Below are 21858 nucleotides of genomic sequence, written 5' to 3'. Positions count from 1 at the left end.
CCTTAAGCTCGCTCAATATTGCAAATGGTGGTCTTGGTCTCTTGCATCATCGTCACGCTGTCGTAGCCGTACGTGGTTGCAGTATTGACCGCTTCGCCTCGCACAACAGGCGCAGCGCCGTTGGGGTAGTAGGCCAGCATGTCGGCGCCTTGCCAGCGGCCCGAGAAGTGGAAAGGCATCCACACCGTATCGGGGCCGACACGCTCGGTCAGCATCGCTTGCACGTTCAGGCGCGCACCGGTGGGGCTGTTCAGCCAGACGCGCTCGCCGTTGCGGATGCCGCGATCCGATGCCGTCTTCGGGTTGATCTCCACAAAGGCTTCCTGCTGCAGTTCGGCCAGCCAGGGGTTGGAGCGGGTTTCTTCGCCGCCGCCTTCGTATTCGACCAGCCGTCCCGAGGTCAGGATGAGCGGGTATTTCTCGCCGACCTTGTCCGCAATGTTTTTCTGCTGGATCGTCTTGTAGAGGGTGGGCAGGCGCCAGAACGCTTTCTTGTCGTCATGCGTTGGGTACTTGGCCATCAGGTCGGCGCGCGTGCCGTAGAGCGGCTCGCGGTGCTGCGGGATGGCATCGGGGAAGTTCCACACCACCGCGCGGGCCTTGGCATTGCCGAACACATGGCAGCCGTGGACCTTCATGGTGACGCGGATGATGCCGCCCGATGAATCGGTCTTCCAGTTCTTGCCTTCGGCTGCGGTTTTTTCGGCGTCGGTCAGGTCTGCCCACCAGCCCAGCTTCTTGAGCAGCAGGTGGTCGAACTCGGGATAGCCGGTCGTGATGTCGGCACCCTGCGAATACGAACCGTCTTCGGCCAGCAGGTTGACGCCGTCTTTTTCAACGCCGAAGTTGGCGCGGAAATTACCGCCGCCGTCCATGACGTGCTTGGAGGTGTCGTACAGGTTGGGCGAGCCGGGGTGCTTGAGCTCCGGGTTGCCCCAGCATGGCCAGGGCAGGCCGAAGTAATCGCCGGTCGTGTCGTAGCCGGTGACCTTGTCCTTGCCGCCTTTGGACTTCAGGGTCTTGACGTCGAACAGGTGCATCGTGCGCATGTGGGCCTGCAGGCGCTCCGGGCTCTGGCCGGTGTAGCCGATGGTCCAGACGCACTTGTTGATCTCGCGCAGGATGTCGTCCGGCACCGGCTCGTCCATGCCCTTGACCTTTTGCATCTTGTAGTTCTTCGACAGCTCCTTGGCAAAGCCGAGTTTTTCGGCGAACTGGTGCATGATCATGTGGTCGGTGCGGCTCTCCCAGAGCGGCTCGATCACTTTTTCGCGCCACTGGAGCGAACGGTTGGAGGCCGTCACCGAGCCGCTGGTTTCAAACTGCGTGGCAGCCGGCAGCAGGTACACCGCGCGCTTGGGGTTGAGGTCTTCCGCCTTGCCGGGCATGGCGGCCATGGCGGCCGTGGCCGACGGGTACGGGTCCACCACCACCAGCAGGTCCAGCATGTCCATGGCCTTCTTCATCTCCAGGCCGCGGGTTTGCGAATTGGGTGCATGGCCCCAGAAGAAGACGCCGCGCAGGTTGGAATCCTGGTCGATGAGTTCGTTTTTCTCCATCACGCCGTCGATCCAGCGCGAGACCGTGATGCCGGGCTTGCCCATCATGGCGGCCGATGCATAGCGCCCCTTGATCCAGTCGAAGTCCACACCCCAGGTCTTGGCAAAGTGTTTCCAGGAACCTTCTGCCAGGCCGTAGTAGCCGGGCAGCGAATCGGGGTTGGGGCCGACGTCGGTGGCGCCCTGCACGTTGTCGTGGCCGCGGAAAATATTCGCGCCGCCGCCGGCCACGCCGATGTTGCCCAGCGCCAGCTGCAGGATGCAGGAGGCGCGCACGACGGCATTGCCGGTGGTGTGCTGCGTCTGGCCCATGCACCAGACGATGGTGCTGGGACGGTTCTGGCTCATCATGGTGGCCACCTTGAGTGTGGTGGCCTCGTCGACACCGCAAGCCTCCAGCACCTTGTCCGGCGTCCACTTGGCCATCACGTCGGCTTTGACCTTGTCCATGCCGTAGACGCGGTCGTTGATGTACTTCTTGTCTTCCCAGCCGTTCTTGAAGATGTGATACAGCACACCAAAGAGGAAGGGAATGTCGGAGCCGGAGCGGATGCGGACGTATTCGTCGGCCTTGGCCGCCGTGCGGGTAAAGCGCGGGTCGACCACGATCATCTTGCAGCCGGCCTCCTTGGAGTGCAGCATGTGCAGCAGGCTGACGGGGTGGGCTTCGGCGGCGTTGGAGCCGATGTACAACGCGCACTTGCTGTTTTGCATGTCGTTGTACGAATTGGTCATGGCGCCGTAGCCCCAGGTATTGGCAACACCGGCCACCGTGGTCGAGTGGCAGATGCGGGCCTGGTGGTCGCAGTTGTTGCTGCCCCAGAAGCTCACGAACTTGCGCAGCAGGTAGGCCTGCTCGTTGTTGTGCTTCGACGACCCTACCCAGTACACCGAGTCCGGCCCGCTCTCCTTGCGCAGCTCCAGCAGCCTGGCGCTGATTTCATTGAGTGCGGTGTCCCAGCTGATGCGCTCGTACTTGCCGTTGACCAGCTTCATCGGGTAGCGCAGGCGGTATTCGCCGTGGCCGTGTTCGCGCAGCGCCGCGCCCTTGGCGCAGTGGGCGCCCAGGTTGATGGGGGAGTCGAACACAGGCTCCTGGCGGACCCAGACGCCGTTCTCAACCACCGCATCGACCGCGCAACCCACCGAACAGTGCGTGCAGACGGTGCGCTTGACTTCAATCTTGCCGGTGCCGTCGGACGTGGTGCCCGGCGCAGCGGCCGTGGCCTTTTTGACCAGGGTCAGCTGCGTGGCGGCCAGGCCGACGCCGACACCCAGGCCGGAGCGGCGCAGGAAGGCGCGGCGATCCATGGTGGGCAGTGCGTTGGACAGGCCGCGCGACAGGCTTTGCACAAAACGCGCGGACCCGGTGCGGTGCACGGGATGGACATCGGAAGATTTTTTCGTGAGCAGCATGAAGCTCTCCGTAGAAGGTGAAATCGGGTCGGGCTCGGGGGGAGGCCGGGCTGCTTAGAGACGGGTGGTCTTGTAGTAGCGCTTGACGTGTTCGGAGAGGCTGTAGCCGCCGCCTTTTTCAGGGGCCGGCTTGGGCTCTGGAAGTTCGGCTTGCTGCAGCGCCGATGCGCCTGGCAAAGCGACGACGGCCGCGGCCGCCGCACCGGTGGCGGCTGCGCCGAAAAAGAATCCCCTGCGTGAGGGTTTTGGCTGGCTGTCCTGCATGGTGATCTCCAAGGGAAGGCTTGCTGGTTATGTAACCGGTTGCATAAGACTGTACGACAGAGCGCCGTGCACCACAATGGTTAGCGGCGCTCAATGGCACAGGCTAGGGAAAACGATAGGCGATCATATTGTGCGAAGGACACGCCCACCTGATTGGGCCCGCCCAATGCTGTCTCAATTTGAGAAAAACCTGCCGCATCGGCGGGGTCTGCAAGCCTGCTGCAAGCTTGTACCGCGCCGTTCAGGCAAGCATGTCAAAGCCCTGTGCCTCAACGCTGACGAAGGTCTGCGTGAAAGCTGCCAGCGCTGCATAAAACCGGGCCTTGGGGTGCGCCGCAATCGCGTCGCACATCAGGGGCACCCAGGGCTGCACGTGCCGTGCAAAAAACTCGCGCTGGCGCGTGAGGTTGGCCACCTCCACATCGTCACCGGCGATCAGGTAGCGCATGACTTCGCACAGGTAGGCCACGTGGTCTTCGGTTTCGGGCATGGCCTCGTCGCGCGCAAGGCCCAGCGCGGCGATGTCGGTGCGCAAGGCCGCCAGCGGCTTCTCATTCAGGAAGCCGGCCAGGTAGTGCGAACCAAAAAGATAGACCTCAGGCTTGCCGACGCCGCCGAACAGGGCATCGTGTTCGCGGGTGATTTCCGCCAGGCTCAGCGCGCGGGCGGCGGCCACAAGTTCGCTCCATGAGGCTTCAAGCAGGCCGCCGGCGGCGGGTGCTTCGGTCACCGCGATGCGAAGGTTTTCATGCAGCTCTGTGGAAGGCGCCGCGTAATACAGCGCGGCCAGCAGCCCGTAGACTTCGGCCCGCGCGGTTTCTTCGTCCAGGGAGGAGGCGGTGAGTTGGGCTTGCGTCATGGTGCGTCTGGTTTTGGAGGCTCAGCGGATGTCGGTGATCTTGAGTTCGTTCTCGGCGGAGTAGATGTCGATGACCCGGCAATCGCCGCACATCTTGAGGCGGTCGGCGGCCGCACCCTGGAACATCGCGTGCCCTGCCAGCTTGCCCAGCATGGACTCGATGGCTTTCAGGGTGCCAAAAGGTTTGGCGCAGCGTATGCACTGGTAAGGCTGGCTTTCATTGAGCACGCGCGCCTCTTTGCGCTGCGGCGTGAGCAGCAGGCGAGGCTGCAGCGTGATCGCGTCTTCAGGGCAGGTGGTGGCGCACAGGCCGCACTGCACACAGTTCTTCTCGATGAACTTGAGCTGCGGGCGGTCCGGGTTGTCTTGCAGCGCGCTGGCGGGGCAGGCGCTCACACAGCTCAGGCACAGCGTGCAACTGTCGGCATTGACGGTGAGGCTGCCGAAGGGCGAGCCTTTGGCAGGCAAGGCGATGGCTTCGGGCAAGGCGGCGGGCGCCTGGCTCATGAGGTGGTCCAGCGCCATGTCGAGCGTGCTGCGCTTTTCCTGCGCGACGGCAAAGCGCGCCGCGACAGCAGGTACCGCGGGCTTGCCGCGCGCCAGCGTTTGCAGGCTGGCGTCCAGCCCGGCGAGGGCATCGGCGCCCTCCCCGGCTTGCACAAGGTGGAAGTGAACGCCCGGGTAACCCAGTCCATTGAGCAGGGTTTGCGCCACGCGCATCTGCTCAGCCAGGCCTTCAAGGTAAGCAGGCGCCTCTTCACGCGTGACCAGCACCGCCACTTGCGACGCGCCGAAAGCGATGGCACTGAGCCACAGGTCCAGGCCGACACTCGCCGTGTGCCACAGCGCCTGCGGGATCACATTGGCGGGAACACCTCGCACGGTTTTTTGCAGCCGTGCGGCGCGGCCCAAGGCTTCGATGGCGTGCTGGCCGCTGTCCTGACTATGAAACAGCAGCACAGGCTGCGTGCCGCCGGCTTTGGCATACGCCGACAGCAAAGTCTTGATGCGAACGCCCTGCTCACTGGCGCGCGGGTAAGCGTAAGTCAGCGCGCCTGTCGGGCACACGGTGGTGCAGGCGCCGCAACCCACACACAGGTTGGGATTGACGACGATCTGCTGGCGCTTTTTCTCGCTGCTGACGGCGCCGGCCGAGCAGATGTCGATGCAGGCATTGCAGCCCACGGTTTCATTGCGGCTGTGGGCGCAGAGTTTTTGTTTGTAGGCAAAAAATTTCGGCTTTTCAAACTCGCCGACCATGTCGCGCAGCTTGACCACCGTGGGCAGCAAGCCGGGCGAGGCCAGGCCGGTGGAGGCATTCAGCGCAAAGTAGCCTTGCGGCGGCGCATGCAGCGCGACCAGGGGCGTGACGCCCAGGTCGAGCACCAGGTCAAACGCTTCGGTGAGTTTTTGCGGCGCGCGGTTGAAATCAATCGCACCGGCCACCTTGCAGACGGCCACGCAGTCGCGGTGCGATGTGCATTTGGCGGCGTCGACCTGGTAGCTCAGGTCGATGGCGCCTTCGGGGCATACCGCAACGCAGGCATTGCAACGCGTGCAAAGGTCCAGGTCGATCGCGTTGGTCTTGTCCCAGCTCGCCTCAAACGCGCCCAGCCAGCCCTTGAGCGCCAACCGCTCGCCGCTGATCACAGGGTACTTGCGCTCCTGCGAGGGGAAGCCGCCCTGCGCCTGGAGCGACACGCCCTGCGCAAAGATGGTGACGTCCAGCGTGTCGGCTACCAGTGCGGCCACTTGCTCGGCCTGGTCCAGCGCGCCGACGATCAGCAGGCGCCCGGCGCTTTTGTAGGTGACGGTGGCCACCGGCTCGGCATCGGGCAGGTGCGCCGCAGCCAGCAAGGCGGCGATTTTGGGGGTGGCACTGGAGGCGTCTTTGCTCCAGCCGCCTGTTTCGCGGATATTGACGAACTTCACCACCGAGGTGACGCCCTGGGTTTGCTCGCCCACCTCGGCAAACAGCCGCTTTTCCTGGGTGCAGGCCACGACGACATCGTCGCCGGATTGCGCGGCCTTCTGGAAGGCGCCCACCTCGCGGCGGCACAGCGCCGAATGCAGCGTCAGGGTTTCGTTAAGTGCCGCGCCCAGCGCCTGGGTCTGGAGCGGCATGGTCTGGTTGCAGTCGCAAATCAGTGTGGGCATGGTCTTCTTGGCTGGCACCGGCCGGGTCGGGCTGGGATTGGCTGGTTGATAAAGCGCCTGGCGTTTGCGATGGGGCTATGTCGGGATTTTCATAGGACTGTGCCACGGTTTGGCCTGTGGGGTTATTGGCGCTTTCCCGTGGCGGGCTGCCAGGGTCGTCTTGAGGAGCGGCCGCCTCGCCCGGCGCCTGCGCTTTGGCTTCAGCTTGTTTCTCTTTGTCTTTCTCTTTGTCTTTGTCTTTGTCTTCTTCATCGTCAAAGAGATTGAGAAATTTTGCGCTGGTCATCTGCCGCAGCATGGACTCAGGGATGGGGTCGGACTTCGAGTAATCGTCGATGTAGATATCCAGCCCGTCCATCACATTGAAATGCGGGTCGGCAAAGAGCTGCTTCATGGCTGCGTTGCGCACATCGGGCGTCACATCGCCGGCCATGAAGGGCTTGAAGTCGGAATCCTTGGTGAGCAGTTTGGCGTCGGCCAGTGTGAGCGCCTTCTTCTCCGGCGGCGGCTCGATGGGCTCCTGTGGTGCCTGGCTTTGTGCAGCTGGCGCCTTGGCATCCACCGGCAGCGGTGCGGCCACCACCGGCTCTTCCAGCGGTTTTCCCTGCGCGATATCCACTTTGCGGCGAGACCATCGCCCCAGAAAACCTGTCGGTTCGTCAGCCATGCTGGCCCCCGCCGGTTTTCTTTTCGGTGCTCACCCGCGCCGGGTTGCCGAAACGGTCCGTCAAGGTCTTGAAGCTTTGCGGGCGTTGCCGGCGCTTGACCTCGGGCACGTAATGCTGGTCGACGAACTGCTGGAGCCACTGCACGATTTGCGGCGGCGCAGGTACCTGCTCGACGGTTTCCTGCGCGTCCAGCCAGCGCCCGGCATCGTGGTAACTCAGGGTGACGATTTGCGGAATCGCAATGGGTTCTTCGGCCAGCAGCGCTTCTTCTTCCATGCGCCAGACCACCCAGAAGCAGGGCTGCGCGGTGGTCACGTTGAGGTAGTAGCCTTCGCCGTCGTCGGTGAACAGCTCGACCTTGAAGCCGGGGTGCAGCCAGCGCTCTTCGTTGTCGTCTTTGAGCAGCAGGCGCGGCGTGGCGCCAAAACCGTCTTCGTGCCGCACGATGTCATCCAGCGACCAGCGCCAGGGCTGCCAGCGGTTGTCGATGCGCTCGCGGCGCATGACGACGGCCACGGCGGTGCGCGGCCGGGGCAGCGTGGCGTCTGTTTCAGGGGACTGCAGCAGGAAATCCGACATGCCCGCAGTGTACGGCGGGCAAATACGGTGCTCCCAATAACCCGAATACCCCTAAACCAGCATGGACCGGTGCTCCAGCGCGGCGCGGCGCACCACGTCGCTGATCCCGTCGCCGCCATTGCTATCGATCAGTTCCAGCAGCGCCCTGCGCATGCGCGGGTCCCAGAATTTCTTGAGGTGCATGGCCAGCTCCTGCAGGGCTTCGGTGCGGTCGGGCATGGTTTCAAAAAAAGCGCCGATCTGGTTGACCATGCGCACCAGGTTGTCGTTGTTCACAGCATGTACTCCAGGTTGACGCGCGCTTTGTGGCTGTACACGGAAAGGTCTTCCCCGCGCACAAAACCCAAAAGCGCCACACCGGCGGCTTGTGCCACATCAATCGCCAGGCCGGTCACACCCGACACGGCCGCCAGCAGCGTCACGCCGGCCATGGCGGTTTTGTGCACCATCTCGTAGCTGGCGCGGCTGGTGACGACGATAAAACCCTCGTGGGCCTTCACACGGCGGCGCTGCAAGGCGCCAATCAGTTTGTCCAGCGCGTTGTGCCGGCCGACGTCTTCACGCAGCACCACAATGTCGCCGCCGGCATTGCACCAGGCGGCCGCATGCGTGGCGCCGGTGGCGCTCAGCAGCAACTGCTGCTCACGCAGGTTGACCAGGGCACGCGTGATGGCGCCCGCTTCAAACGCCGCGCCGCCGTGCAGGCGCGGCGGCAGGCGCACCGCATGCGCCAGGCTTTCGGTGCCGCACAAACCGCAGCCGGTGCGGCCCGTCATGCTGCGGCGCCGGTCTTTCAGCCGCGCAAAGCACGATGCTGCGATGCTCAGGTGCAGCGTCTCCCCCTGCTCACTGCGGCTTTGTTCAATGTCGTGGATCTGGGTGTAATCGTCCACGATGCCTTCGGTGACGGAAAAGCCAAAGGCAAAGTCCTCCAGGTCGGAGGGGCTGGCCAGCATCACGGCGTGGGAGATGCCGTTGTATTCCAGCGCCACAGGCACCTCTTCGGCCACCCAGTCCGAGCGGTCGAAGGCGCAATGCGCCCGTACCCCGGTGACAGGGGCTTCACGGCAAGCTTCAACCACCTGCATGAGCGGCCTCCGCTGCAGCGCCGCCCGCCGGTTGGGACGCCGCATCCAGCAGCTGCAATTGCTGCCTGTTGAAGCGCGAGTAGGATTTTTGCCATTCCGACGGCTGCGCCACCGGCATCACCTGCACCGCCGTGACCTTGTACTCGGGGCAGTTGGTAGCCCAGTCGGAGCTGTCGGTCGTGATGACGTTGGCGCCCGATTCGGGGAAGTGGAAGGTGGTGTAGACCACGCCCGGCTGCATGCGTTCCGTCACCACCGCGCGCAGCACGGTTTGCCCGGCACGGCTTTCAATGCCCACCCAGTCGTCGTTTTTGATGCCGCGGTCTTCGGCATCGTGCGGATGGATCTCCAGCCGGTCCTCGCTGTGCCACTGGTTGTTGGCGGTGCGGCGCGTCTGCGCGCCGACGTTGTACTGCGACAGGATGCGGCCGGTGGTCAGCAGCAGCGGGAATTTGCGCGTGACCTTCTCGTCGGTCGCCACGTACTGCGTGATGATGAAGCGGCCCTTGCCACGCACAAAACCGTCCTTGTGCATGAACTCGGTGCCGAGCTCGGCCGTGTCTTCATTGCAGGGCCATTGCACGCTGCCGTGCTTTTCGATCTTGGCAAAGGTCACGCCGCGGAAAGTCGGCGTCAGCGCCGCGATCTCGGCCATGATGTCGCGCGGGTGCACGTACTTCATCGGGTAGCCCAGCGCATTGGCCAGCTTGACGGTGACTTCCCAGTCAGCCAGGCCGGCCTTGGGCGGCATGACCTTGCGCACGCGCGAGATGCGCCGCTCGGCGTTGGTGAAGGTGCCGTCTTTTTCGAGGAAGGACGAGCCCGGCAGGAACACATGCGCGTACTTGGCGGTTTCGTTCAGGAAGATGTCCTGCACCACGATGCATTCCATCGACGTGAGGGCCTTGGCCACATGCTGGGTGTCGGGGTCGGACTGCACGATGTCTTCGCCCTGGCAATAGAGACCCAGGAAGCTGCCGGCCACGGCCGCGTCAAACATGTTGGGGATGCGCAGGCCAGGCTCTTCATTCAGCGTCACGCCCCAGGCGGTTTCGAATTCGGCGCGCACCGTGCTGTCGGACACATGGCGGTAGCCTGACAGCTCATGCGGAAAGGAGCCCATGTCGCAAGCGCCCTGCACATTGTTCTGGCCGCGCAGCGGGTTCACGCCCACGCCTTCACGGCCCACATTGCCGGTGGCCATGGCCAGGTTGGCAATGCCCATGACCATGGTCGAGCCCTGTGCATGTTCCGTCACGCCCAGCCCGTAATAGATGGCGGCGTTGCCGCCGGTGGCGTAGAGGCGGGCTGCCGCACGGACGTCTGCTGCCGGCACGCCGGTGACGGCCTCCATGGCTTCGGGTGAGTTGTCCGGGCGGGCGACAAACTCGCGCCATTCGCGGAAAGACCTTTCGTCGCAGCGCTCGGCGATGTAGTCGTCGGCCAGCAGGCCTTCCGTCACCACCACGTGGGCCAGCGACGAGATCATGGCCACATTGGTGCCGGGGCGCAACTGCAGGTGGAACTCGGCCTCCACGTGCGGCGAGCGCACGATGTCGATCTGGCGCGGGTCGACCACGATCAGGCGGGCGCCTTCACGCAGGCGCTTTTTCATGCGCGAGGCAAACACCGGGTGACCGTCGGTCGGGTTGGCGCCGATGATCAGGATGACGTCGGCTTTCTCCACCGACTTGAAGGTCTGCGTGCCGGCCGACGTGCCGTAGGTCTGGCTCAGGCCGTAACCGGTGGGCGAGTGGCAGACGCGGGCGCAGGTGTCGACGTTGTTGTTGCCGAAGGCGGCGCGCACCAGCTTTTGCACCAGGTAGGTTTCTTCGTTGGTGCAGCGCGACGAGGTGATGCCGCCAATCGAATCCTTGCCGTGTTGGGCCTGGATGCGGCGGAACTCGCTGGCGGCGTAGTGGATGGCTTCGTCCCAGCTGACTTCCTGCCACGGGTCGCTGATGTTCTTGCGGATCATCGGCTTGGTGATGCGGTCCTTGTGGGTGGCGTAGCCCCAGGCAAAACGGCCCTTCACGCAGGCGTGGCCTTCATTGGCCTTGCCGTCTTTCCACGGCACCATGCGCACCACTTCATTTCCCTTCATCTCGGCCTTGAAGGCGCAGCCCACACCGCAGTAGGCGCAGGTGGTGATCTTGTTGTGCTCGGGCTGGCCCAGCATGATCACGGTTTTTTCCTGCAGCGTGGCGGTGGGGCAGGCCTCCACGCACGCGCCGCAGCTCACGCATTCGGATTCCATGAAGGGCTGGTCTTGCCCGGGTGACACGCGCGACTCAAAGCCGCGGCCGCTAATCGTGAGTGCAAAGGTGCCCTGGGTTTCTTCGCAGGCGCGCACGCAGCGGTTGCAGACGATGCATTTGGACGCGTCGTAGCTGAAATAGGGGTTGGAGTTGTCGATCGCCGGCTTGCTCTCGCCCCGGAAATGGTTGGCGCCTTCCATGCCGTAGCGCACTTCGCGCAGCCCGGTCACGCCGGCCATGTCCTGCAGCTCGCAGTTGCCATTGGCCGAGCAGGTGAGGCAGTCCAGCGGGTGGTCGGAGATATAGAGTTCCATCACGCCCTTGCGCAGCTCTTGCAGGCGCGGTGACTGGGTGCGCACCTTCATGCCGGCTTCGGCCGGGGTGGTGCAGGAGGCCGGAAAGCCCTTGCGCCCGTCGATTTCCACCATGCACAGGCGGCACGAGCCGAAGGGCTCCAGGCTGTCGGTGGCACAGAGCTTGGGCACCTGGATGCCGGCATCGACGGCCGCGCGCATCAGCGACGTACCTGCGGGAACCGTGACGCTTTCGCCGTCGATCTCCAGCGTGACCTCCTGTGTGGACTCGCGTTTGGGGGTGCCGTAATCGGTTTCTTTGAGGTGTTCGAGCATGAAAGTCTCCTGTCCGTCTTGTGGTGAGCCTGCCGATCAGGCGGCTTTGCGGTCCGGCACCGTCATGCCGAAGTCTTGCGGGTAATGGTCGAGTGCCGAGAGCACCGGGAAAGGCGTCATGCCGCCCATGGCGCACAGCGAGCCGTGGACCATGGTGTCGCAGAGGTCGCGCAACAGCTTGATCTGCTGCGGGCGTTGCTCGCCCGGGCCGCTGGCGATGCGGTCTATCACTTCCACACCGCGTGTGGAGCCGATGCGGCAGGGCGTGCACTTGCCGCAGGACTCGATCGTGCAAAACTCCATCGCATAGCGCGCCAGGCTGGCCATGTCGGCCGTGTCGTCGTGCACGACGATGCCGCCATGGCCCACCACTGCGCCGACGGCCGCATAGGCTTCGTAGTCGAGGGGCGTGTCCCACTGCGACTCAGGCACATAGGCGCCCAGCGGGCCGCCCACCTGCACCGCCTTGATGGGCCGGCCCGAGGCCGAACCGCCGCCGTAGTCGTACATCAGCTCGCGCAAGGTGACGCCAAAGGCTTTTTCGACCAGGCCGCCAAACCGGATGTTGCCGGCCAGCTGGATGGGCAGGGCGCCCCTGGAGCGGCCCACGCCGTAGTCTTTGTAAAACGTGGCGCCGCGCGACAGGATGATGGGTACCGAGGCAAAGGTGATGACGTTGTTGATCACGCTCGGTTTGCCGAACAGGCCCTGGATGGCCGGAATCGGCGGCTTGGCCCGCACGATGCCGCGTTTGCCTTCGATGCTTTCCAGCATGGCGGTTTCTTCGCCGCACACATAAGCGCCCGCCGCCTTGCGCACATGCAGGTGAAAGCCGTGGCCCGAGCCGAGGATGTTGTCACCCAGGAAGCCGCCCGCCTCGGCCACCTGGATGGCCTCGCGCATGGTTGCCACCGCATGGGGATACTCAGAGCGGATGTAGACATAACCCTGCGTCGCGCCGGTGGCGACCGCGGCAATCGTCATGCCTTCGATCAGCATGAAGGGATCGCCCTCCATAGTCATGCGGTCGGAGTAAGTGCCCGAATCACCCTCATCCGCATTGCAAACCACATACTTTTGCGTGGCCTTCAGGCCGGCCACGGTTTTCCATTTGATGCCCGCCGGAAAGGCCGCGCCGCCGCGCCCGCGCAGGCCGGCGTCCAGCACCTGCTGCACGATCTCTGTGGCGGGAAGCCCCAAGGCACGGCGCAAGCCGGCATAACCTTCGTGGGCCTGGTAGTCCGCCAGCGACAGCGGATCGGTCACGCCCATGCGGGCAAAGGTCAGGCGTTCCTGCCTTTTCAGGTAGGCAATCTCTTCGGTGAGGCCGAGCTGCAGCACGTGCATGCCACCCACCTGGAAACCGGCGTCGAAAAGGCCAACCACGTCCTCCACCTCCACCGGCCCGTAGGCGATGCGGCCCGCACCGGTTTGCACCTCGACCATGGGCTCCAGCCAGAACAGGCCGCGGGAGCCGTTGCGCACCAGCTCAATAGCGATGCCGCGCTTTGCGGCTTCGGCGGTGATAGCGGCTGCCACCTCCTCAGCGCCCGCTGCCAGCGCAGCAGAGTCGCGGGGCACGTAAATTTTGATGCTCATGCGGCGCCCCCGGATTGCGCCAGCAGGCGGTCGAACTTTTCGATCCCGACGCGGGCATGGACCTTGTCGTCCAGCGTCATCGCGGGGGATTGCGCACACAGGCCCAGGCAGTAGACCGGCTCAACCGTGAAGGCGCCGTCTTTCGTGACGCCATGGCCGTCGCTGCCCAGCTTGCTGCAGGCATGCGACCACAGCGCGTCTGAACCCATGGCCTTGCAGCTTTCGGCGCGGCAGATCTGTACCACGTGGCGGCCGGGCGGCTCGGAGCGGAAGTAGTGGTAGTAGGTCACCACGCCGTGCACCTCAGCCCTCGAAAGGTTCAGGGCTTCGGCGATGGGAGGGACGGCTTCGGACGGGATGTAGCCGAGCGCGTCCTGGATGCCGTGCAGCATCGGCATCAAGGCGCCTGGCATCTGCCGGGTCGACGCAATGACGCGTTCGACGGCCTGGCTCGCAACTTCATTCATCGTGTGGACCCTTGTCTCTGTCTATGCACAAAGTATGTGCAAGCGATAAGGCCACGTCCAATTGAATCGGGACACTGTCCCATTCAAGGATTGAATGTATGCAAACCGTTTCCTAGGTCGACTTCTTCCCCGTGCTCTCTGGATGGGCGCTGTAGTCAGCGGCGTGTCGCAGCCAGGCAGGCTCGGCGGCCAGCGCCATCGCGGCCTCCAGCGTGCGGGAGGGCCGGTCGGTGGCCTGCATCATGAAGCCGACGGGTGTTTCCACATCGGGTGTCAGGGGCAGGGCTTCGAGTTCGCGGTAGCCCTGCACGGCGCACACCAGCGCACCAGCCAGCACGCTGCAGACCTCACCGACAACCACGGTCAGGGCCAGCGTCAGCATGGAGTTGGTTTCCATCACGGGCTCAACGTTTACGCCGGCAGCGGCAAATGCGGCATCCACCCGCGTACGGCTGTGCATGTCAGGGGTGAGCAGGCACAGCGGCAGTTTGGCGGCATCGGCCCAGGTCATGGGCTTGCCAAAGCGCAGGGAATCCGGGCTGGGTTTGGCAGCGCGGCGTACGAGAAAGTAGCGCTCGGTGTACTGAGGCAGTGTGGTCAGCCGGGTGTTGCGCGCGCTCAGGCGTTCGGTGTAGCCCAGCGCCATGTCCAGCGACAGGTTTTCAAGCCGGGTTTCAATGTCGTGCGAATTGAGCGACAGCACCACCGGCGTGATGCCCGGGTGCCGGGCATGCAGCATGGCTGCAAAACGTGCGGCGATGGAAACCGCCGTGGGAACCACGCCTATCGTCAAATGCCCGCGCGGGCTGCCCGCCGAGCTGTCGAGCTGCTGCTTGAGGATTTCGCGCTCATGCAGCATGCGCCGGGCGCTGGCGAGGACGCGTTCGCCCTCCTCTGTAAACCCGACGAAGCTGCGCCCACGAACCACGATGGCGGCGCCGAACTCGTCTTCCAGCGCCCGCAAGGCGTTGGACAAGGCCGGCTGGGTGATGTTGCAGGCCTGCGCCGCGCGGCCGAAGTGCTTGTGCTCGTCAAGCGCGGCCAGGTAACGCAGTGAGGCCAGCAGGTTCATGGCCGGGCAAGCTCAGGTATTTTTGGAAATCGTGATGGTCGGGAACTTGGCGGAAAAATCCTTGGACTTGGCCGCCACCGTGATCGCCATCTTGCGCGCCACGGCCTTGTAGATGCCGGCGACGTCGCCGTCCGGGTCGGCCACCACGGTGGGACGGCCGTTGTCGGCCTGCAGGCGGATCTGCATGTCCAGCGGCAGCGCGCCCAGGTAGTCCATCTTGTAGTCGGCCGCCATTTTTTTGCCGCCGCCTTCACCGAAGATGTGCTCTGCATGGCCGCAGTTGCTGCAGATGTGCACCGCCATGTTTTCGACAATGCCCAGGATGGGCACGCCGACTTTTTCGAACATCTTGATGCCTTTTTTGGCGTCCAGCAGCGCGATGTCTTGCGGCGTGGTGACGATGACGGCGCCCGTCATGGGCACGCGCTGCGACAGCGTGAGCTGGATGTCGCCGGTGCCTGGCGGCATGTCGACGATGAGGTAGTCCAGGTCTTTCCAGTTGGTCTGACGCAGCAGTTGCTCGAGCGCCTGGGTGGCCATGGGGCCGCGCCAGATCATGGCTTCGTCCTGCGCGACCAGGAAGCCGATGGACATGACCTGGATGCCGTAGTTCTCCATCGGCTCCATGTTCTTGCCGTCCACGCTCTCGGGCCGGCCTTCGATGCCCATCATCATGGGCTGGCTGGGGCCGTAGATGTCGGCGTCGAGCAGGCCGACGGTGGCGCCTTCGGCCGCCAGGGCCAGGGCCAGGTTGACGGCGGTGGTGCTTTTGCCGACGCCGCCTTTGCCGGAGGCCACGGCGATGATGTTCTTGACGTTGGGCAGCAGCTGCACACCGCGCTGCACGCTGTGGCTGGCGATCTTGAACGTCACGTTGACGGAGACGTTACCGACGCCCGGCACGCCCTTGACGGCGGCGATCAGGCTTTTGCGCAGGCCGGCGATCTGGCTTTTGGCCGGGTAGCCCAGCTCGACGTCAAACGAGACGTCGCTGCCGCTGAGCTGCAGGTTTTTCAGGGCCTTGGTGCTGACGAAGTCTTTGCCGGTATTGGGGTCCAGCACGGTTTGCACGGCGTTCAAGACGGCCTGTTGGTCCAGGGACATGGGGGAATACTCCGGTAAATCTCGTTGAATCTGGCTGGGTGGGCCGGCGCCTTGGCGGCGGCAGGGGCTTGGCGTGAAGTCTAACGCCGCGAAGCCAGGCCTTGGGGTCATGGGGGCTTGGCAGGGCGGACGCCGGCCCGGAGACTTAAAATCGCGGGTTCCCCCTTTCCAAAGCCTTCAAGGCACAAAAGCACCCCTATGTCCCAGCGCCGCCTGTTTGTCACCACCGCCCTGCCCTATGCCAACGGCAATTTCCATATCGGCCACATCATGGAATACATCCAGGCCGACATCTGGGTGCGGTATCAGCGCATGCAGGGCCACGCGGTGAACTTTGTGGGCGCGGACGACGCCCACGGCGCGCCCATCATGATCGCGGCAGAAAAGGCCGGCAAGACGCCGCAGCAGTTTGTGGCCGACATTGCCGCGGGCCGCAAGCCTTACCTGGACGGCTTTCACATCAGCTTTGACAACTGGCACTCGACCGACGGGCCGGAAAACCACCAGCTGGCGCAGCAGATCTACCTGGACCTGAAAAAAGCCGGGCTGATCGAGACCAAGACGATCGAGCAGTTCTTTGACCCTGAAAAGAACATGTTCCTGCCGGACCGCTACATCAAGGGCACCTGCCCGAAGTGCGGCACCAAAGACCAGTACGGCGACAACTGCGAAAACTGCGGTGCGGTGTACGCGCCCACCGACCTGATCAACCCGTATTCGGCCTTGTCGGGCGCCACACCGGTCCTCAAAAGCTCTGACCACTTTTTCTTCAAGCTGTCCGACCAGCGCTGCGTGGACTTCCTGGAAACGTGGACGCAGGACGGCAAGCTCCAACCCGAAGTCGCCAACAAGGTCAAAGAGTGGTTCAGCGTGCGCACCAACCCCGACGGCACCCAGAGCGAAGGCCTGGGCGACTGGGACATCAGCCGCGACGCGCCCTACTTCGGCATCGAGATCCCGGACGCGCCAGGCAAGTACTTTTATGTCTGGCTGGACGCGCCGGTCGGCTACCTCGCCTCTTTGAAAAACCTGCTGGAAAAGCGCGGCGAAAACTACGACACCTACATGGCCACACCGGGCCTGGAGCAGTACCACTTCATCGGCAAGGACATCGTCACCTTCCACACCCTGTTCTGGCCGGCGATGCTGCACTTCAGCGGCCGCAAGACGCCCGACAACGTTTTTGTGCACGGCTTCCTCACCGTGAACAACGGCGAGAAGATGAGCAAGAGCCGCGGCACCGGGCTGGACCCCCTCAAGTACCTGAGCCTGGGCATGAACCCCGAATGGCTGCGCTACTACCTGGCCGCCAAGCTCAATGCGAAGAATGAAGACATCGACTTCAACGCCGATGATTTCATGGCGCGGGTCAACAGCGACCTGGTGGGCAAGTACATCAACATCGCCAGCCGCGCCGCCGGCTTTGTCGCCAAGCGTTTTGCCGGCAAGCTGGGTGAGGTGTCGGCCGACGGCACTGCCCTGCTGGACGCGCTGCGCGCCGCAAAGGAAACCATTGAGCCGCTGTATGAAAGCCGCGAATTCGCCAAGGCTTCGCGCGAAGTCATGCTGCTGACCGACCGCGTGAACGCCTACGTCGACCAGAACAAGCCCTGGGAGCTGGCCAAACAGCAAGGCATGGACGCGCGCCTGCAGGATGTCTGCACGGTCTGCATCGAGGCTTTCCGCCTGCTCACGATTTACCTCAAGCCGGTGCTGCCGGCCCTGGCGGCGCAGGTGGAAGAATTCCTGAAAGTCGCCCCGCTGACCTTTGCCGATGCCGGCAAAAGCCTGGGCGCCGGCCACCTGATCGGCGACTACAAGCACCTCATGCAACGCGTCGACGTCAAGCAACTTGATGCATTGTTTGAGCCTCCAGCCCAGACAGATCCTGGACAGTCTGCTACTGATTTGATAGCAGAAGGTGCTTTACCCGGCGGCGAGGCCATCGCGCCCGCCATCACGATTGACGACTTCGCCAAGGTCGACCTGCGCATCGCGAAGATCGTCAGCTGCGAAGCGGTAGAAGGCTCAACCAAGCTGCTGCGCCTGACGCTGGACGCCGGCGAGGGCCGCATGCGCAATGTGTTCAGCGGCATCGCGTCCGTCTACAAGCCTGAAGACCTGGTCGGCAAACTCACGGTGCTGGTGGCCAACCTGGCGCCGCGCAAAATGAAGTTCGGCATCAGCGAAGGCATGGTGCTGGCGGCCAGCCACGCCGATGAAAAAGCGCAGCCGGGGATTTATGTGCTGGAGCCCGTGCCTGGCGCGACGCCCGGCATGCGGATTCACTGAGTTACGGTCTCGGCCTCGTCAGCGCGCTGCGGGACAGGGGCCGGGGCCGGGGCGCTGCGCGTATCGGCCGCGTTGACAAACCGTATCGCGGTGCCTGAGCGGCCCGCCAGTTCGCCCAGCACGGCGCCCAGCGACTGCAGCAGCAATGTGGCGTCCACCATCTGGAAAGGCGCTTCAGCCACCGCAACCTTGAGCTGCAGCATGGTGTTGGGCGGCAGGCCCGGGCTTTCAGACAGCCCGCGGGCAATCAGGCGCTGGCCGATGCCGCTGAGCTGGTCGCGGGTGAGGTGCCCCTGCAGGATCAGCACAAAGTCCCCGTCGCGATGCCGCCCCACGGTGTCGCCCTCTTGGGCCACGCTGGTGATGCAGGCGCCGGCCTGCACGACGGCACTTTGCGCCGCTTCCATCCCGTAGTCCTGGCGAATCTCGATCGCGTTGCTGAGCCGCACACGCATCACGGCGCCGGCGCCGGGGTCGCGCTGCTGGCGCAGCATCAGGCTTTCCAGCCGCTGCAGCAATACCCGGTGATTGCCCACACCCGTCAGCGGGTCCATGCGCGTCAGGGCGCCGACGCGGGCCTGGTTGTCGCGCTTTTCGCGGCTGCGCAGGTACAGCGCCACAAGCAGGAGCGGAATCTCGAGCGCCGCGCCGATCTGGGCGCCGTACTGCGTGGCCGCGCCCAGCGGCAGCAGGCCCTGCGTGCGCAGGATGGGGAACACCGAGCCCACCGTCAGGCAGGCCATGGCGGCCAGCACCCAGACCCCGACCATGGGCCGGCGCCAGACATACCAGCCGGCCACGCTGAGGTAGACCGCCATGCTGCCCACGTAATAAGGCGTCGCCAGGTTGAAGGACGACTTGTTGCCGATCACCAGGAAAGCCGCCAGGATGCCCGCGCCGATCAGCGTCATCGCCAGCAGGCCGCGCGTCAGCCAGGGCGCGTCGCGGTCGACCACCATCTGCCGCAAAAAGAGGTGCAGCAGCGCGGCGGTCGCCAGCGTCAGGGCGACCGGTGCGCTGTCGTTCCACCACGCGCTGCCGGGCCAGAGGAATTCGCCGGCCAGCCCGGTCAGCGCCAGCTGACCCGCAGCCACCACCAGCACATAGCCGGCAAAAAGAAGGTGGATGCCGTCGCGCCATGAGACGGCATGCAGGACGCTCAACACCACGATCAGCAACACCAGCCCGATGTACACCCCGAGCAGCAGGTGCGACTCCTTGGATTGCTCGTGAAAGCTGTCCGGCTCGGACAGCTGCCAGGGCACGCTGATGGGATAGTTATGCGCCACACGCAGGTAGGTCGGCCGGGTTTCACCGGCCTGGAGCGACAGCTCGAACGCCGGGGTCAGGTGGCGCACCGGCCACTGCGCCACGGGAACCTTGTCGCCCGAACGTTGTTGCCGCCACGCGCCGCCGAAGGCCGCAGCCACGGGGCTGTACAGGTCCACGCTGTCCATGTTCGGGTGCGGCACGGTAAGCATCAGCGTGGTGGGCTCATTGACCGCCGGCAAGGCAAGGCGGTACCAGAGCACGGCCGTGCCGCCGGTGGGCATGATGCGCTGCGGCCTGACAGGCTGGCCTTCACCGGCATCAAACTTGCTGCGAACCTGCTCAAACGTCAGGGTGCCTGAACTGTCGACCAGCACCTCGCCCTCCCCCATGACACCGCGCCCGGCCTTGAAAGGCACCGGGGCCATGGGCGCTGGAGATTCGTCCGGGTTTTGCAGCGTGATTTGCGTTGGGGTTTGCGTCGGGGAAGCGGCCGTTTCCTGCGCCACGGCAACGACGTGGGTCAGCAGCAGGCCGGCCAGGCAGACAGCAAGAAATGGCAAGCGCCGCAACAGCACCCCCCACGAACAAACGGAAAAAGCAGGCAATCACTTCCCCAGGAAAACAGACCGAAATCACCCCCAAACGGGTCCAAAACATGTCCCAAACATGCCCCAAACATGCCGAGGCGTATCCTGACCTAAAACCCGCAAGTTTCAAGTCAGCTAAGCAGCACCAAAGTAACTAATTAGACCTAATTTTCACCCTTAATGTAACGAACCTTTACATTGACGACAATGGAAAAAAGTCACGTGGATGATTTGCCGCCCACCCACGCACAGGACCACAATCGGGGACCCATGCAGCGACCCAGCTATCTCGCACCCTTCCGGCCACGCCTTTTTTCAGCCCTGGCGGGCTACTCGCGCGAGAGGTTTTTCAAGGATGCCGCCTCCGGCATCACGGTGGGCATCGTGGCGCTGCCGCTGGCCATGGCGTTTGCGATCGCCTCCGGCCTCAAACCCGAGGCCGGCATCTGGACGGCCATCATCGCCGGCGCGTTGATCTCGGCACTGGGCGGCTCGGCGGTGCAGATCGGCGGGCCGGCCGGCGCCTTCATCGTCATCGTCTACGGCATCCTTGAGCGCTACGGCCTGGCCAACCTGCTGATCTCGACCGCCTGCGCGGGCGTACTGCTGTTTGGGCTGGGCCTCTTCAAGCTGGGCACGCTGGTGCGTTATGTGCCGGTAAGCATCGTGGTGGGTTTTACCAATGGCATCGCGGTGCTGATCGTGCTGTCGCAAGTCAAGGACCTGCTCGGTTTGGTGATCCCCAAAATGCCGGCCGACTTTTTCTCGCAGATCAAGGTGATCGGCGGGCATCTCGACAGCTTTAACCCTTACGCGCTGGGGCTGGGCCTGGCCTGCCTGCTGGGCCTTTTTATCTGGCCCAGGCTGTTTGATACGCAAGCACGCAGCGCCGGCGGCTTCACCACACGCCTGATCCGCATGATGCAGGCGGTGGAAGGCGTGCAGCTCAAGCGGGCCACACGCATGGCCTCGCGCATGCCGGGGCCGATTGTGGCGCTTGTCACGCTCACGGCTTTTGCTTATTTACTGACGCTGCCGGTGGAAACCATCGGCACACGTTTTGGCGGCATCCCGCGGGCGCTGCCGGCGTTTGCCCTGCCTGATTTCTCGTGGGAAACGGTGCGCCTGCTGGTGGCGCCCACCATCACGATTGCGCTGCTGGGCGCGGTGGAGTCGCTGCTGTGCGCGCGTGTGGCCGACCAGATCTCGGGCCAGCCGCGCCACGACCCCAACCAGGAACTGATGGCCCAGGGCGTGGCCAATTTTGTCGTGCCCTTTTTCGGCGGCATGCCCGCCACCGGCACGATTGCCCGCACGGTGACCAACGTGCGCTCGGGCGCCAGCTCGCCGGTTTCCGGCCTGGTGCATGCGTTCACGCTGGTGGTGATCGTGCTGGCGGCGGCGCCGCTGGCCGTGCACGTGCCGCTGGCGGTGCTGTCGGGCATCCTGCTCTATGTGGCCTGGAACATGGGCGAGTGGCGCGAATTTGCCAACCTGCGCCAGGCCAGCAGCCACTACCGGCTGATCATGCTGGGCACGTTTTTGCTGACGGTGATTTTTGATTTGACGGTGGCGCTGCAGGTCGGCCTGATCCTGGCCTGCGTGCTGTTCGTGCGGCGCATGAGCAGCCTGTTCCAGGTGGTGGAGGTGTCGCGCAGCGCCGAGGCGGCGAGTTTCCAGCTCTACGGCTCGCTGTTTTTCGGCGCGGTGGCCAAGCTGGACCCTATCCTCAACGTGGTGGAAAGCGCGCCCCAGGGGCTGGTCGTGCGGCTGGATGTGCAGTCGCTGCAGTCGCTGGACACCTCGGGCCTGGACGTGCTGGAGCAGCTGCACAAGGCCATCGTGCTGCGCGGCGGCCGGCTGGTGATGGCGGGGCTCAACGCCCAGCCGCGGGCCGTGATGGAGCGATCCGGGTTCCTGGAAAAAATCGAGACGCTATAAAAAATATAGCATCAAGCCAAGGTACAGATTGGGCTGGAGGCCGATTT

General features: G+C 64.2%; 16 protein-coding genes. 2 read left to right on the top strand and 14 right to left on the bottom strand.

All coding sequences use genetic code 11. The annotated features are described in order from the left end of the window. Window positions 1–2 precede the first annotated feature (2 nt). From DT070_RS10985 to apbC, 13 genes are all read right to left on the bottom strand, one after another. Window positions 3–2975: a formate dehydrogenase subunit alpha gene (locus tag DT070_RS10985; protein ID WP_122955429.1), complete on the bottom strand. Its 2973-nt coding sequence runs from the start codon at window positions 2973–2975 to the stop codon at window positions 3–5. Window positions 2976–3029: 54 nt separating this feature from the next. Further along, window positions 3030–3239, bottom strand: a complete 210-nt coding sequence (locus DT070_RS10980) for a formate dehydrogenase (RefSeq protein WP_122957358.1) — start codon at window positions 3237–3239, stop codon at window positions 3030–3032. Window positions 3240–3480: 241 nt separating this feature from the next. Continuing rightward, the gene (locus tag DT070_RS10975; protein WP_122955428.1) at window positions 3481–4098 is read right to left on the bottom strand and encodes a molecular chaperone; all 618 of its coding nucleotides are present in this window, start codon (window positions 4096–4098) and stop codon (window positions 3481–3483) included. A gap of 21 nt (window positions 4099–4119) precedes the next feature. Next, the gene (locus DT070_RS10970; protein ID WP_194965929.1) at window positions 4120–6255 is read right to left on the bottom strand and encodes a 4Fe-4S binding protein; all 2136 of its coding nucleotides are present in this window, start codon (window positions 6253–6255) and stop codon (window positions 4120–4122) included. After that, window positions 6185–6922: a DUF3306 domain-containing protein gene (locus tag DT070_RS10965; protein WP_122955426.1), complete on the bottom strand. Its 738-nt coding sequence runs from the start codon at window positions 6920–6922 to the stop codon at window positions 6185–6187. The genes DT070_RS10970 and DT070_RS10965 overlap by 71 nt, the downstream gene beginning before the upstream one ends. Further along, complete coding sequence (locus DT070_RS10960) at window positions 6915–7502, bottom strand: DUF3305 domain-containing protein (RefSeq protein WP_122955425.1); 588 nt, start codon at window positions 7500–7502, stop codon at window positions 6915–6917. The genes DT070_RS10965 and DT070_RS10960 overlap by 8 nt, the downstream gene beginning before the upstream one ends. A 51-nt stretch (window positions 7503–7553) precedes the next feature. Next, entirely contained in the window at window positions 7554–7778 is a 225-nt protein-coding gene (locus DT070_RS10955) for a formate dehydrogenase subunit delta (RefSeq protein ID WP_122955424.1), read from the bottom strand. Beyond that, a complete protein-coding gene (fdhD, locus tag DT070_RS10950) occupies window positions 7775–8590 on the bottom strand; it encodes a formate dehydrogenase accessory sulfurtransferase FdhD (RefSeq protein ID WP_122957357.1) in 816 nt (271 codons plus the stop codon). Before fdhD ends, DT070_RS10955 begins: the two co-directional genes overlap by 4 nt. Continuing rightward, the gene (fdhF, locus tag DT070_RS10945; protein WP_122955423.1) at window positions 8577–11477 is read right to left on the bottom strand and encodes a formate dehydrogenase subunit alpha; all 2901 of its coding nucleotides are present in this window, start codon (window positions 11475–11477) and stop codon (window positions 8577–8579) included. The genes fdhD and fdhF overlap by 14 nt, the downstream gene beginning before the upstream one ends. 36 nt (window positions 11478–11513) lie before the next feature. Further along, entirely contained in the window at window positions 11514–13076 is a 1563-nt protein-coding gene (locus tag DT070_RS10940) for an NADH-quinone oxidoreductase subunit NuoF (protein WP_122955422.1), read from the bottom strand. After that, entirely contained in the window at window positions 13073–13543 is a 471-nt protein-coding gene (locus DT070_RS10935; protein ID WP_122955421.1) for a formate dehydrogenase subunit gamma, read from the bottom strand. Before DT070_RS10935 ends, DT070_RS10940 begins: the two co-directional genes overlap by 4 nt. A 112-nt stretch (window positions 13544–13655) precedes the next feature. Further along, window positions 13656–14615: a LysR substrate-binding domain-containing protein gene (locus DT070_RS10930; protein WP_122955420.1), complete on the bottom strand. Its 960-nt coding sequence runs from the start codon at window positions 14613–14615 to the stop codon at window positions 13656–13658. A 12-nt stretch (window positions 14616–14627) separates the two neighbouring features. Continuing rightward, the gene (gene apbC, locus DT070_RS10925; RefSeq protein WP_122955419.1) at window positions 14628–15719 is read right to left on the bottom strand and encodes an iron-sulfur cluster carrier protein ApbC; all 1092 of its coding nucleotides are present in this window, start codon (window positions 15717–15719) and stop codon (window positions 14628–14630) included. Window positions 15720–15917: 198 nt separating this feature from the next. On the opposite strand from apbC, the gene metG reads away from it, so the two are divergent. Further along, on the top strand, window positions 15918–18011 hold the full coding sequence (metG, locus tag DT070_RS10920) for a methionine--tRNA ligase (RefSeq protein ID WP_122955418.1): 2094 nt from the start codon (window positions 15918–15920) through the stop codon (window positions 18009–18011). On the opposite strand, the gene DT070_RS10915 is transcribed toward metG, so the two are convergent. Next, window positions 18005–19843, bottom strand: a complete 1839-nt coding sequence (locus DT070_RS10915) for a 7TM diverse intracellular signaling domain-containing protein (RefSeq protein WP_228778519.1) — start codon at window positions 19841–19843, stop codon at window positions 18005–18007. The genes metG and DT070_RS10915 overlap by 7 nt on opposite strands. Window positions 19844–20140: 297 nt before the next feature. Between DT070_RS10915 and DT070_RS10910 the strand changes: the two genes are divergently transcribed. Further along, complete coding sequence (locus DT070_RS10910; protein ID WP_122955416.1) at window positions 20141–21811, top strand: SulP family inorganic anion transporter; 1671 nt, start codon at window positions 20141–20143, stop codon at window positions 21809–21811. Window positions 21812–21858: the final 47 nt, after the last annotated feature.

The sequence above is a fragment of the Polaromonas sp. SP1 genome (genome assembly GCF_003711205.1).
In the GTDB taxonomy this organism is placed as follows: domain Bacteria; phylum Pseudomonadota; class Gammaproteobacteria; order Burkholderiales; family Burkholderiaceae_C; genus Polaromonas.
The sequence above is the reverse complement of the archived record's forward strand: the minus strand, read 5'-3'. Positions and strand labels throughout refer to the sequence as shown.